The organism is Streptomyces sp. NPDC048506, assembly GCF_040651315.1.
Classification (GTDB): Bacteria; Actinomycetota; Actinomycetes; order Streptomycetales; family Streptomycetaceae; genus Streptomyces.
Genome location: NZ_JBEZIX010000005.1, coordinates 18505 through 31355, shown reverse-complemented (window position 1 = coordinate 31355; position 12851 = coordinate 18505). Strand labels below are relative to the sequence as shown.

At 73.3% G+C, this 12851-nt stretch carries 10 protein-coding genes; 1 reads left to right on the top strand and 9 read right to left on the bottom strand.

The features are described from left to right. Positions 1–109 precede the first annotated feature (109 nt). The 4 genes from sucB to AB0C96_RS05090 all read right to left on the bottom strand — a co-directional run bounded on the left by sucB (position 110) and on the right by AB0C96_RS05090 (position 6125). On the bottom strand, positions 110–1834 hold the full coding sequence (sucB, locus tag AB0C96_RS05105) for a 2-oxoglutarate dehydrogenase, E2 component, dihydrolipoamide succinyltransferase (protein ID WP_362913822.1): 1725 nt from the start codon (positions 1832–1834) through the stop codon (positions 110–112). 53 nt (positions 1835–1887) lie between these two features. Beyond that, a complete protein-coding gene (gene lpdA / locus AB0C96_RS05100) occupies positions 1888–3276 on the bottom strand; it encodes a dihydrolipoyl dehydrogenase (protein WP_362913821.1) in 1389 nt (462 codons plus the stop codon). Positions 3277–3586: 310 nt separating this feature from the next. Next, entirely contained in the window at positions 3587–5131 is a 1545-nt protein-coding gene (locus tag AB0C96_RS05095) for a leucyl aminopeptidase (protein WP_362913819.1), read from the bottom strand. A 199-nt stretch (positions 5132–5330) separates the two neighbouring features. Continuing rightward, a complete protein-coding gene (locus tag AB0C96_RS05090) occupies positions 5331–6125 on the bottom strand; it encodes an adenosylcobinamide-GDP ribazoletransferase (RefSeq protein WP_362913817.1) in 795 nt (264 codons plus the stop codon). A 136-nt stretch (positions 6126–6261) separates the two neighbouring features. Between AB0C96_RS05090 and AB0C96_RS05085 the strand changes: the two genes are divergently transcribed. After that, entirely contained in the window at positions 6262–7002 is a 741-nt protein-coding gene (locus AB0C96_RS05085; protein WP_362913815.1) for a hypothetical protein, read from the top strand. Here AB0C96_RS05085 and AB0C96_RS05080 read toward each other — a convergent pair. The 5 genes from AB0C96_RS05080 to AB0C96_RS05060 form a co-directional block, all read right to left on the bottom strand. Next, positions 6977–7753 (bottom strand): hypothetical protein, encoded by a 777-nt coding sequence (locus tag AB0C96_RS05080; protein WP_362913813.1) that lies wholly within the window; start codon positions 7751–7753, stop codon positions 6977–6979. The two genes, AB0C96_RS05085 and AB0C96_RS05080, sit on opposite strands and share 26 nt — an antisense overlap. Further along, positions 7750–9510 (bottom strand): phosphatidylglycerol lysyltransferase domain-containing protein, encoded by a 1761-nt coding sequence (locus AB0C96_RS05075; RefSeq protein ID WP_362913811.1) that lies wholly within the window; start codon positions 9508–9510, stop codon positions 7750–7752. The genes AB0C96_RS05080 and AB0C96_RS05075 overlap by 4 nt, the downstream gene beginning before the upstream one ends. 149 nt (positions 9511–9659) lie before the next feature. Then, complete coding sequence (gene cobT, locus AB0C96_RS05070; protein WP_362913809.1) at positions 9660–10706, bottom strand: nicotinate-nucleotide--dimethylbenzimidazole phosphoribosyltransferase; 1047 nt, start codon at positions 10704–10706, stop codon at positions 9660–9662. A 125-nt stretch (positions 10707–10831) separates the two neighbouring features. Further along, entirely contained in the window at positions 10832–11401 is a 570-nt protein-coding gene (locus tag AB0C96_RS05065) for a class I SAM-dependent methyltransferase (RefSeq protein ID WP_362913807.1), read from the bottom strand. 62 nt (positions 11402–11463) lie between these two features. Then, the gene (locus AB0C96_RS05060) at positions 11464–12750 is read right to left on the bottom strand and encodes a bifunctional adenosylcobinamide kinase/adenosylcobinamide-phosphate guanylyltransferase (RefSeq protein WP_362913805.1); all 1287 of its coding nucleotides are present in this window, start codon (positions 12748–12750) and stop codon (positions 11464–11466) included. Positions 12751–12851 lie beyond the last annotated feature (101 nt).

Sequence of the window (12851 nt, the reverse complement as noted above, 5' to 3'; positions counted from 1 at the left end):
CGAACCGGGGCCGACCCCTGCTACACGCCTGCCGAGTGGCTGCCGGAACTCACAGCCCGCTCTCGGTCTCGTTGCGATCCTCGGTCACCCGGGAGAGCGACCGGACGCTTCAGAGACCGATCTCGGTCTCGAACTCGGCGGCCTCCAGGATCTGCTTGACCGTGGTCAGGTAGCGGGCGGCGTCGGCGCCGTCCACCAGACGGTGGTCGTAGGAGAGCGCGAGGTAGGTCATGTCGCGCACCGCGATGGTCTCGCCGAGGTCCGGGTGGTCGATGACCACCGGGCGCTTGACGGTCGCACCGATGCCCAGGATACCGACCTGGTTCGGGGGCACGATGACGGTGTCGAACAGGGCGCCGCGCGAACCGGTGTTGCTGATGGTGAAGGTCGCACCGGACAGCTCGTCCGGCGTGATCTTGTTCGCGCGGACCTTGCCCGCCAGGTCCGCCGTCTTGCGGGCGATCCCGGCGATGTTGAGGTCACCGGCGTCCTTGATGACCGGGGTCATCAGGCCCTTCTCCGCGTCCACCGCGATACCGACGTTCTCGGTGTCGAAGTAGGTGATGGTGCCCTCGTCCTCGTTGATCCGGGCGTTGATGACCGGGTGGGCCTTCAGCGCCTGGACGGCGGCCTTGACGAAGAACGGCATCGGGGAGAGCTTGACGCCCTCACGCTGCGCGAAGGCGTCCTTGGCCTTGTTGCGCATCCGCATGATCGCGGTGATGTCCACCTCGACCACGGAGGTCAGCTGCGCCTGGCCGTGCAGGGCCTTCATCATGTTGTCGCCGATGACCTTGCGCATCCGCGGCATCTTGATGGTCTGACCGCGCAGCGGGGAGACCTCCAGCGCGGGGGCCTTGGAGACCGCGGCCGGGGCGGCCGGGGCCGGCGCTGCGGCCTTGGCGGCCTCGGCGGCGGCGATGACGTCCTGCTTGCGGATCCGGCCACCGACACCGGTGCCCTTGACCGTGGCGAGGTTGACGCCGCTCTCCGCGGCGAGCTTGCGCACCAGCGGGGTGACGTACGCGCCCTCGCCCTCACCGGCGGCCGGAGCCGGGGTGACGGGCGCCGGGGCGGCAACCGGGGCCGGCGCGGGGGCCGGAGCCGGAGCGGCCGGGGCGGGCGCGGGCGCCGGGGCGGCAGCGACCGGAGCCGGAGCCGGCGCGGGAGCCGGAGCCGGGGCGGCGGCGGGGGCCGGGGCAGCCGGGGCGGGCGCGGCGGCCGGAGCGGCACCGGCGGCACCGATCACGGCGAGCTTGGCGCCGACCTCGGCGGTCTCGTCCTCACCGACGACGATCTCCAGCAGGGTGCCGGAGGCCGGGGCCGGGATCTCGGTGTCGACCTTGTCGGTGGAGACCTCCAGCAGCGGCTCGTCGGCCTGCACCTCCTCGCCGACCTGCTTGAGCCAGCGGGTGACGGTGCCCTCGGTGACGCTCTCGCCGAGCGCGGGGAGGACGACGTCGGTGCCCTGGGCGCCGCCCGCGGGGGCGGCGGCGGGCGCCGGGGCGGCAGCCGGAGCCGGGGTGGGCTCGGGCTGGGCGGCCGGGGCGGGGGCCTCGGCGGCAGCCGGGGCCGGCGCGGCGGCCGGGGCGCCGGTGCCGTCGTCGATGATGGCCAGCTCGGCGCCGACCTCGACGGTCTCGTCCTCGGCGACCTTGATGGAGGACAGGACGCCGGAGGCCGGGGCCGGGATCTCGGTGTCGACCTTGTCGGTCGACACCTCCAGCAGGGGCTCGTCGGCTTCGACGCGCTCACCCTCGGCCTTCAGCCAGCGGGTGACGGTGCCCTCGGTGACGCTCTCGCCGAGCGCCGGAAGGGTTACGGAAACCGCCATGGTTTCGGTTGCTCCTTACAAATTGCGGATGTGGTCGTCGCGCCCGGATGGGGTCAGTCGTGGGAGTGGAGGGGCTTGCCGGCCAGGGCCAGGTGGGCCTCGCCGAGCGCCTCGTTCTGCGTCGGGTGCGCGTGGATGAGCTGCGCAACCTCGGCCGGCAGGGCCTCCCAGTTGTAGACCAGCTGGGCCTCGCCGACCTGCTCGCCCATACGGTCACCGACCATGTGGACGCCGACCACGGCACCGTCCTTGACCTGGACGAGCTTGATCTCGCCCGCGGTCTTGAGGATCTTGCTCTTGCCGTTGCCCGCGAGGTTGTACTTCAGAGCGACGACCTTGTCGGCGCCGTACAGCTCCTTGGCCTTGGCCTCGGTGATGCCGACCGAAGCGACCTCGGGGTGGCAGTACGTCACGCGCGGCACGCCGTCGTAGTCGATCGGCACGACGTTCAGACCGGCCAGCCGCTCCGCCACCAGCATGCCCTCGGCGAAGCCGACGTGCGCGAGCTGGAGGGTGGGGACGAGGTCGCCGACGGCCGAGATGGTCGGCACGTTGGTCTGCATGTACTCGTCGACCAGAACGTAGCCGCGGTCCATCGCGACGCCCTGCTCCTCGTAACCCAGGCCCGCCGAGACCGGCCCGCGGCCGATCGCGACCAGCAGCACCTCGGCCTCGAAGGTCTTGCCGTCGGCCAGGGTGACCTTGACGCCGTCGGCGGTGTACTCGGCCTTGTCGAAGAAGGTGCCGAGGTTGAACTTGATGCCCCGCTTGCGGAAGGCCCGCTCCAGCAGCTTGGAGCTGTTCTCGTCCTCGACCGGGACGAGGTGCTTGAGGCCCTCGATGACGGTGACGTCGGTGCCGAAGGACTTCCACGCCGAGGCGAACTCGACGCCGATCACGCCGCCGCCCAGGATGATCGCGGACTTCGGCACGCGGTCCAGCTTCAGCGCGTGGTCCGAGGAGATGATGCGGTTGCCGTCGATCTCCAGGCCGGGCAGCGACTTCGGCACGGAGCCGGACGCCAGCAGGACGTGGCGGCCCTGGACGCGCTGGCCGCCCACGTCGACGGAGGTCGGCGAGGACAGCCGGCCCTCACCCTCGATGTAGGTCACCTTGCGGGAGGCGACCAGACCCTGAAGGCCCTTGTAGAGGCCCGAGATCACATCGTCCTTGTACTTGTGGACGGCGTCGATGTCGATGCCCTCGAAGGAGGCCTTGACACCGAACTGCTCGGCCTCACGGGCCTGGTCCGCGATCTCACCGGCGTGCAGCAGTGCCTTGGTGGGAATGCAGCCGTTGTGCAGGCAGGTGCCGCCGAGCTTGTTCTTCTCGATCAGGGCGACGTCCAGGCCCAGCTGCGCCCCGCGCAGGGCAGCGGCGTAACCACCGCTACCGCCTCCGAGGATCACTAGGTCGAAAACGGTGCTGGCGTCGTTCGCCACGTCACGTCCTCCATGCATGGGTGCGCCGGAGCCGGTCGTCGATGACCGGACCGCGGCTGTTGTTCGGCCGCTTTAACTCGGCCCTGGGTAAGGGGGGCCCTGTCCTGCCGAGAACCCATCTTCGCACTTGTTCAACGAAGCCGGGACGGCGGGCCGGGCTCTGGGCGGCCGATCAGCCGCCCGAAGCGGGTTACCGGTGCGTACGGGAGTGCGGATTTCGTTGAGGGCGAACACGGTGCCGTACGCACACCGACGGCCCCGGGCTGTGAGCTCGGGGCCGTACGGGCAAAGCGGGACAGACGGAACGGCGTCAGCCGAGGTCGCCCGCCGCGGTGCGCTCGGCGAGCCGCACCAGGGTGCGCACGGCGGAGCCGGTGCCGCCCTTGGGGGTGTAGCCCCAGGGCGCGCCCTCGTGGAAGGCCGGGCCCGCGATGTCCAGGTGTGCCCAGGTGATGCCGTCGCCGATGAACTCCTTCAGGAAGAGGCCGGCCACCAGGCCGCCGCCCATCCGGTCACCCATGTTGGCGATGTCGGCGACCGGCGAGTCCATGCCCTTGCGGAGGTGGTCGGGCATCGGCATCGGCCAGGACTGCTCGCCGACCTCCTCCGCGATCTCGTGGATCGACGTACGGAAGGCGTCGTCGTTCGCCATGATCCCGAAGTGGCGGTGGCCCAGCGCCAGCACCATCGCACCGGTCAGCGTCGCGACGTCCACGATCGCGTCCGGCTCCTCCTCCGAGGCCCGGGCCAGCGCGTCGGCCAGCACCAGACGGCCCTCGGCGTCGGTGTTCAGCACCTCGACGGTCTTCCCGCTGTACATGGTCAGCACGTCGCCGGGGCGGGTGGCGGAACCGGAGGGCATGTTCTCGGCGAGCGCCAGCCAGCCGGTGACGTTCACCTCCAGGCCCAGCCGGGCCGCGGCCACCACCGCGGCGAAGACCGCGGCGGCACCGCTCATGTCGCACTTCATGGTCTCGTTGTGGCCGGCCGGCTTGAGCGAGATGCCGCCCGAGTCGTACGTGATGCCCTTGCCGACCAGCGCCAGGGTCTTGTCGGCCTTGGGGTGGGTGTGGGCGATCCGCACCAGCCGCGGCGGCGCCTCCGAGCCCTGGCCGACGCCCATCAGGCCGCCGTAGCCGCCCTTCTTGAGCGCCTTCTCGTCCAGCACCTCGACCTTGAGGCCGAACTCCTTGGCCGCGGCCTGCGCCTCGGCCGCGAACGCCTTCGGGTCCAGGTCGTTGGAGGGGGTGTTGATCAGGTCGCGGGCGCGGTTGATCTCCGCGGCCAGTGCCTCGGAGCGCGCGGCGGCGGCCTTGAACTCCTTGTCGCGCGGCTTGCCGCCGAGGAGCGCGACCTCCGCCAGCGGCTGCGACTTGGCGTCGTTCCGCTTGCCGCCCTTGGCGTCCTGGCCGTTGCCGTTGCTGCGGTACGCGGTGAAGGTGTACGCGCCGAGCAGCGCGCCCTCGCCCACCGCGGCGGCCGCCTCGGCGTCCTCGACCGGCAGCGCGAAGCCGGCCTTCTTGCTGCCGGTCAGCGCGCGGGCGGCGCTGCCCGCGGCGCGCCGGAGTGCCTCGTTGTCGTAGGCGTCGCCCTTGGCCGGGGCGTCGCCCAGGCCGACCGCCAGCACGACCGGCGCCTTGAGGCCGTCGGCGGCGGGCAGCTTGGTCACCTCGCCCTCGGCACCACTCGCGCCGAGGGTCTCCAGCACACCGGCGAGCTTGCCGCCGAAGGCCTTGTCCACGGCCTCCGCGCCGGGAGCGACAACGACGCCCTTGGCGCCCTTGGCCACGCCGACGACGACGGCATCCGCACGCACCGTTGCGGCGGAAGAAGTACTGAGGGTCAGTGCAGTCACGGTGATGAGAGTCCTGTTCCGTCCGGGAATCCGTTCGCGCCCACGGCGCGCTGCTGCGGCTGAGCCTACGCTCGGCTGCGCCCCGAGGCCCGGCCTGAGGGGCTATCGGATGCCGCACCGCGTCGCGACGGCGCCCCCGGACCGGTGCCCTGTGCAACGAACTGGCCACCGCAGAAAGGGAGTTGGGCGGAAAACAGGGTCACCCGAGGGTCAGCACGATCAGCGCCACCAGCCCCGCGGTCTCCGCCAGCGCGCCGAACACGTCCCCGGTCACCCCGCCGAACCGCCGCCGGCAGTGCCCCAGCAGCAGTTCGCCGGCCGCCAGCCCGAGCAGCGCCGCGCCCGCGGCGTGCAGTGCGCCGTACGCGCCGAACACCGCGCCCGCCGCCGCGCACCCGGCGACGACCAGTGCGGCACACACCCCCGCGGCCCGCACCGGCACGGCCCCCGCGACCGCCGCGCCCAGCCCCTCCGGGCGGGCCGCCGGCACCCCCGCGCGGGAGGCCAAGGTCAGCGCGGCGCGCCCGGTGACCGCCGCCACCGCCGCCGCCAGCGCCCCCTGCGCCCAGCCCGCGGCGAACTGCTCGGCCAGCGCGGCCACCTGGGCCAACAGCGCGAACAGCAGGGTGATGACCCCGAACGGACCGATGTCGGACTGCTTCATGATGCGCAGCGCGTCCTCGGCGGGCTTGCCGCTGCCCAGCCCGTCGGCGGTGTCGGCGAGCCCGTCCAGGTGCAGGCCACGGGTGAGCACGGCGGGCACCGCGGCGCTGCCGACCGCGGCGAGCAGCGGCCCGCCGCCGAGCAGCAGCAGCGCCCCGCCGAGCGCCGCCGCGGCCAACCCGACCACCAGCCCGGCCAGCGGTGCGCAGAGCATCCCGCCACGCGCCGCCGCCCGGTCCCAGCGGGTGACCCGCACCGGCAGCACGGTCAGCGTGCCGAACGCGAAGCGCAGGGCGTCGGAGGGGGCCGGGGGAGCGGGGGACTCGGTCACCGCGGCAGGCTATCCGGGCGCCCGCCGCGTTTGGTTCCCGCCCCCGGAGGCCTGGAAGGGGCCTAATGGTCAGCAGGGGCCGACGGCCCCTGCACGTCGGATGTCCTCACGCCGGATCGGGACGGGAGCGGGCGGGATGGGCCACTGGTGGTACCGCAACATCGTCGAGCCGGGGAAGCTGCCGCTGCTGCTCGCCCTGGCGTCCTTCGTGCTGACCTTCCTGGTGACCCGGGCCATCACCCGGCTGATCCGCGCGGGCAAGGGCCCGTTCCGCAACATCTCCCCCGGCGGCTTCCACGTCCACCACGTGGTGCCCGGAGTGGTGCTGATGGTCGTCGGCGGCTTCATCGCCATCGGCGGCGGCGGCCGGCCCGGCTTCGGCACCGGCCTCGCGGCCGTGCTCTTCGGGATGGGCGTCGGGCTCGTCCTGGACGAGTTCGCGCTGATCCTCCACCTGGACGACGTCTACTGGAGCGAGGCCGGCACCAAGAGCGTCGAGATCGTCATCCTCACCGCCGCCCTGGTCGCCCTGGTCCTCGGCGGCTTCCTGCCGTTCGGCGTCAACGAACTGACCCCGGAGGAGACCACCGACCGCTTCACGGTGGTCCGGACCGTCGCCGTCAACTTCCTCTTCGCACTGATCGCGCTGACCAAGGGCAAGGGGCGGATCGCCGTCATCGGGGTCTTCGTGCCCTTCGTCGCGCTCTTCGGCGCGGTCCGCCTGGCCCGGCCCAACTCGCCCTGGGCCAGGCGCTTCTACCGCAACCGGCCGAAGGCGCGGGCCCGTGCCCAGGTCCGCGCCTACCGTCACGACCTCCGCTGGTCCGCGCTCCGCCGCAAGGTCGAGCACCTCATCGGCGGCGCCCCCAACCACTGACCCGCTGGGCGTCCCGCGGCTTCGAGGGCCGCCACACCTCCCACAGCCCACACACCATCAGCACCCCGAGGAGCGCCGCGATGTGCTCCTTGCCGGCCAGGTTGCTCTTGATGAACACCACTTCGAAGACCATCGAGAGCACCACCAGCGCACCGGTGAACCACGCCCGGTAGCGCCAGCAGACGAAGAGCGCCAGCCCCACCACGGCCGCCGACGGCCCGGTGTCGACGACGTACTTGTCCGAGTCCGGCAGGCCCAGGGGGCTCTGCGGGCCGATCCAGATGCCGATCCGCGCGTACATCGTCCCGGCGAGCGTGGCCACGTACGCGATCAGCAGTGTCTGCCGCCAGCCCACGCAGATCTCCGCGATCCCGAAGACGATCAGGATCTGGGCCAGCGCGCCCCACACCGGGAGGTCCAGCGCCGGCACGAACAGCGACAGCGGAGTGCGCAGCAGCGCCACCCACAGGTGCTCCCAGGCCTGTACGGAGCCGATGTCCTGCACCGTCTGGTAGCCCCAGGGCTGGTTCTGGACGAACTGGAAGACCACCGTCAGACAGACCGCGGCGAGCGTCACCGGGATCGCCCGCAGCTTCCTCGCGACCAGCGCGGACCACACCGTCAGCAGGAGCGGCCCCCACTCGGCACGCGCCGCGCGGCGCACCAGGGACGCCTCCCGCCGCTCCGGCACCACGACTTCCCGCCGCCCCGGTGCCGTCTCCTCCCGCCGCCCCGCACGGCGTCTGCTCATCTGACGTTCTCCAGGTGCTTGCGGTTCAGCCACTTGGGCAGGCCGGGCGCTTCCAGGAAGCCTTCCGCCCGGCCGGCGGCGATACCGATCCGCAGCAGGTCGGTGCTCTTCTCGAAGAGCATGTACCGCGGCTCCCAGATCGGCCGGTATTTCGCATTGGCGCGATAGAGCGATTCGATCTGCCACCACCTGGAGAAGAAGCTGAGCAGCGAGCGCCACAGGCGCAGCACCGGGCCCGCGCCGAGCCGCGATCCACGTTCGAAGACGGAACGGAACATCGCGAAGTTCAGCGAGAGCTGAGTGATCTCCACCTCTTTCGCCCGCTGGATCAACTCCAGGACCATGAACTCCATCAGCCCGTTCTCGGAGTCCCGGTCCCGCCGCATCAGATCCAGTGACAGGCCCTTCTCGCCCCACGGGACGAAGCTGAGCAGCGCCCGCAGTTCGCCGTCGGCACCGGAACACTCCAGCATCACGCAGCGCCCGTCACCCGGGTCGCCGAGCCGGCCCAGCGCCATCGAGAAGCCGCGCTCGGTCTCCCCGTCGCGCCAGTCGTCGGCCAGCCGCAGCAGATGGTCCATCTCCTCGGCGGGGATGTCCTCGTGACGCCGGATCCGCACGGTGTAGCCGGCCCGCTGGATGCGGTTGTACGCCTGCCGCACGGTGCGCATCGCCCGGCCGTCGAGCGTGAACTCCGAGGTCTCCACGATCGCTTCGTCGCCGAGCTCCAGCGCGTCCAGACCGTGCCGGGCGTAGATCGTGCCGCCCTCCTCGCTCGCGCCCATCACGGCCGGCGCCCAGCCGTGCTCCCGGGCCTCGGCCAGCCACCCCTCGATCGCCCCCGGCCAGGCCTCCGGATCGCCCAGCGGATCGCCGGACGCCAGGGACACCCCACCCACCACGCGGTAGGTGACCGCCGCCTTGCCGCTGGGGGAGAACAGCACGCTCTTGTCCCGGCGCAGCGCGAAGTAGCCCAGCGAATCGCGGTCACCGTGCCGGGCGAGCAGGGCGCGCAGCCGCTCCTCGTCGTCCTCGGTGATCGCCTCGGTGCTGCGCACGGACCGGAACGCCGCCCACAGGACGGCCACCAGCAGCAGCGTGCTCAGCACGTTGATCGCGACGTTGACCCAGTTCGGGGTGGAGATCCCGGGGAAGTGCCGGTCGTCGGCGGCCAGCGACACCAGCCGCATCAGGCCGTAGCGCCACCGCTCGACGAACGTCGAGGAGGCGTCCTGCGCGGTGTTGGTGACGGTCACCAGCAGCGCCGCCAGCAGCGAGGTGACCAGCAGCCCGCCGACCGCGACCGCCGCCGCCAGCTTCGGGTTCGACCGGTCGCCCTTGGCGTAGAACTCCCGCCGGCCGACCACCAGCGCGCCCACGAACGCCAGCGTCACCACCAGCGACACCCAGTTCTGCGGGTGCTCCCGGAAGTCCGGGGCCGCCGCCAGCGCGAAGCCGAACGCCAGCGACAGCAGCCCGGACAGCACCAGGTTCAAGATCCATGCCGCCCGCTTGCGCCGCCGCAGGGTGACCGACAGGAACAGCGAGAAGGCCCCGGACGCGAAGCCGGCGGTCAGCAGGTACGGAGTGAAGTACTCCTCGATGTTGTGCCGGCGGATGTCGTTGCCGAACGACACCCACACCGCGCTCAGCAGGTTGATGAACGTGACCGTGCGCAGGTACCAGATGCCGAAGGCGGCACCCCGCCGTGACCAGGGACCGCGGTTGCGGTCTTGACGGTCTTCGTCCCGACTCAAGCGATGTCTCCCATAAAAACGTGTAAAGCCGTGATCTTATGGGGAGCCGCCGGATGGTCCGGTACGGGCATGAAGCGAGGGGCGCCCCGGTCCGGGCGCCCGTCCGATCGCTCCTGACGACGGCCGGCCCGTGGTGGGCCGGCGGCACGTCAGTCGCGTACCGGCAGTTCTGCCGCCAGGGCCGCAGCCGCCTGCACCAACGGCAGAGCGAGCAGCGCCCCCGTCCCCTCGCCAGCAGTGACGCCGTGGTCGAGCAGAGGGTTGAGTGCGATCCGGTCCAGCGCCTTGGCCTGCGCCGGTTCGCCGCTCGCCTGGCCGGCCAGCCACCAGTCCGGCGCCCGGAACGCCACCCGCTGCGCCACCAGCGCACAGGCCGCCGAGACCACCCCGTCCAGGATCACCGGCGTCCGGCGCACCGCGCTCTGTAGCAGGAAGCCGGTCATCGCGGTCAGATCCGCGCCGCCGACCGTCGCCAGCAGCTCCAGCTGGTCGCCGAGCACCGGCCGCGCCCGGCGCAGCGCGTCCCGGATCGCCGCGCACTTGCGCATCCAGGCCAGGTCGTCGATCCGGGCCCCGCCCCGCCCGGTGACCACCGAGGCGTCGGTGCCGCACAGCGCCGCGATCAAGGTGCTGGCGGCCGTCGTACCGCCGACGCTCAGATCGCCCAGCACCACCAGGTCGGTGCCGGCGTCCGCCTCCTCGTCGGCGATCGCGGTCCCGGCCCGGAACGCCGCCTCGGCCTCCTCGGCGGTCAGCGCGTCCTCGATGTCGATCCGCCCCGAACCGCGCCGCACCCGGTGACGGGTGACCTCCTCGGGCAGCTCCTCCGGGTCGCAGTCCACCGCCATGTCCACCACGCGCAGCTGCGCCCCCGCGCGACGGGCCAGCACCGCGGCCGGGCTCGCCCCGTCCAGCACGGCCCGTACGAGGTCCTTGGTGCCGCCGGCCCGGCGGGCCGACACCCCCAGCTCCGCCACCCCGTGGTCACCGGCGAACAGCAGCACCCGCGGCCGCTCGACGGGCCGTACCGGCACCTGCTGCTGCGCCGCGGCCAGCCACTCGCCCAGCTCGTCGAGCCGGCCCAGCGCTCCCGGCGGCACGGCCAGCCGCGCCCGCCGCTCCTCGGCGTCACGGCGCACACCGCCGTCGGGGCGCTCGATCAGTTGGGCGAAGTCATCGAGGTTCAGGCTGCTCATTGGCCGCAGATTACCGGCAATGCGTTCGGCATGCGGCAGGGTCGCCGGGGCCACCCGGCGGCCGCCGCCGCTCGGGTCCGACACCCCTCGGCCTTCGGTCGGGGTGAGCCCCACGCCGCGCCCGCTCATGCCGCCGGCCCCCGCCCGCCGTGCCGCCCCGCCCCCGCGCCCCGCCGCGCCGCCGCGAACCGGACCTCCCACACCGCCGGCAGCAACGCCCGCAGCCCCGGCAGACGGTGCCCGAGCCCGGCCGGCCGCCGGGCGCGCACCGCCGCGACGCCCGGGTGCCCACCGGTCACGCCGGTCGCCCACCATGACGGTGCGTCAAAGACCAGCGCGCCACCGGGAAACCGCTCCGCGCACGCCGTCACCAGCGCCCGCACCGCGGGCGCCGGCAGCCGCACCAGCACACCCGGCGCCGCCACGACCACCCCGCGCCGAGGCTCCCGCACCGCGTCCAGCCAGCGGTGATCGGCCACCGCACGGGCGACCGTACGCCGCCGGGCGCCGTCCGGCAGCAGCATCCGGCGCACCGCGGCGGTCTCCGGCGGCTGCACCGTCAGCCAGCTCAGCCGTCCGTTGTCCAGCCGCCAGAAGCCGGTCCCCAGCCCCTCGCCGAGCGCGACCACCGTCGCGTCCGGATGCCGCGTCAGATAGGCGCGTACCGCCGCATCGGTCAGATCCGTTCCGGTCACGGGTCAAGAGCACCCGGCGCCGCGCCCCCGGGCAAGCGGACACGGGCCCCGGCGGCCGGCGTTCAGCCGCGCAGCGCAAGCGCCTGGCCCGCCACCACCAACAGCACCTGCTCGCACTCCGCGCCGAACGCCGCGTTCAACCGGCCCAGTTCGTCCCGGAACCGGCGGCCCGCCGCGGTCGCCGGCACCACCCCCGAGCCGACCTCGTTGCTGACCGCCACCACCGGCCGGTGAGTCTCCCGCAGCGCCGCCACCAGCGCATCGGTCCGCTCCCGCAGCGCCCGCCGCCCCCCGGCCTCCCAGGTCGCGTCGTCCCACGCCCCGACCTCGTCCATCGCATGCGTCAGCCACAGCGCCAGACAGTCGATGAGCAGCGGCGAATCCTCGGCCGCGGCGTCCGGCCCGGCGCCTCCGAGCGCCGGCCCCGCCGCCCCGCGGTCCGGCCCCGCCCCCTCCAGCAGCGGCACCAGGTCGCAGGTCTCGACGGTCCGCCAGCTGCTGGGCCGCCGCTCGCGGTGCAACGCGATCCGCTCGGCCCACTCCTCGTCGCCGCCCCGGGTGCCCCCGGTCGCCACGTAGACCACGTCCGGGAAGGCCGCCAGCCGCCGCTCCGCCTCCACCGACTTCCCGCTGCGCGCCCCGCCCAGCACCAGCGTGCGCCGCGGCAGGTCCGGCACCGCGTGGTACTCCCCGACCACCAGCGTGCTGCCGTCCGGCACCGTCCGGGCGCCCATCGCCGCCAACCTGCGGTGCAGTTCGGCCCCCGGCGGCACACCGTGGTCGATGTGCACCGCCACCACGTCCGTCGCCGCGTCCACCGCCCCGCTCGCCCGCAGCCGGGCCAGTGCGTCCGGCCGCTCCAGCACGTCGAGCAGCACCAGGTCGTACGGCCCGGCGCCGCCCGTGCCGTCATGGCCGCCGTTGCCTTCGAGCCCGGCCGGTGCGGCGCCCGGCGGCAGGTACAGCAGGCGCTCGCCCCCGGTGCCGGAGATCTCGTACCCGGTCCCGGGGATGTCCACGGCGAGGGCCCGCACCCGGTGCCCGTCCAGCAGCGCCAGCTCCCGCCCGTCGGCGACCCGGCCCGGTGTGGGCAGCCCGGCCGGCACCTCCAGCGCCGGCCCGTTGTGCGGATGCGACAGCAGCACCTGCCGGACGCCCGCCAGCGACTGCCCGGCCCGGGCCGCCGCGAAGGCCGGGCCCGGTGTCAGGTCGATCAGCAGCGCACCGTCGACGAGCAGCGCGGTCGCCGCCCGCGCCTCGTCGCCGACGGCGGTCGCACAGGCGGCACACGGGCAGCCGGGGCGCGGCAGCCCCTGCGGGGCCCCGGTGCCGAGGAGAGTCACATCCACACCGCCGAGTTTCTCGCGTCCGGTCGCGGTGAGCGCGACGGGGGCGGGCTCGACACGGCCGTTAGGCTGCCGATCAGCACGGAAGCACGACATGGCGGAGT

Excerpts from the sequence above, each read along its gene's own strand:
- sucB (WP_362913822.1), bottom strand. The coding sequence starts at position 1,834 with ATGGCGGTTTCCGTAACCCTTCCGGCGCTCGGCGAGAGCGTCACCGAG.
- cobT (WP_362913809.1), bottom strand. The coding sequence starts at position 10,706 with ATGAGCAGCCTGAACCTCGATGACTTCGCCCAACTGATCGAGCGCCCC.
- AB0C96_RS05080 (WP_362913813.1), bottom strand. The coding sequence starts at position 7,753 with ATGAGCAGACGCCGTGCGGGGCGGCGGGAGGAGACGGCACCGGGGCGG.
- AB0C96_RS05085 (WP_362913815.1), top strand. The coding sequence starts at position 6,262 with ATGGGCCACTGGTGGTACCGCAACATCGTCGAGCCGGGGAAGCTGCCG.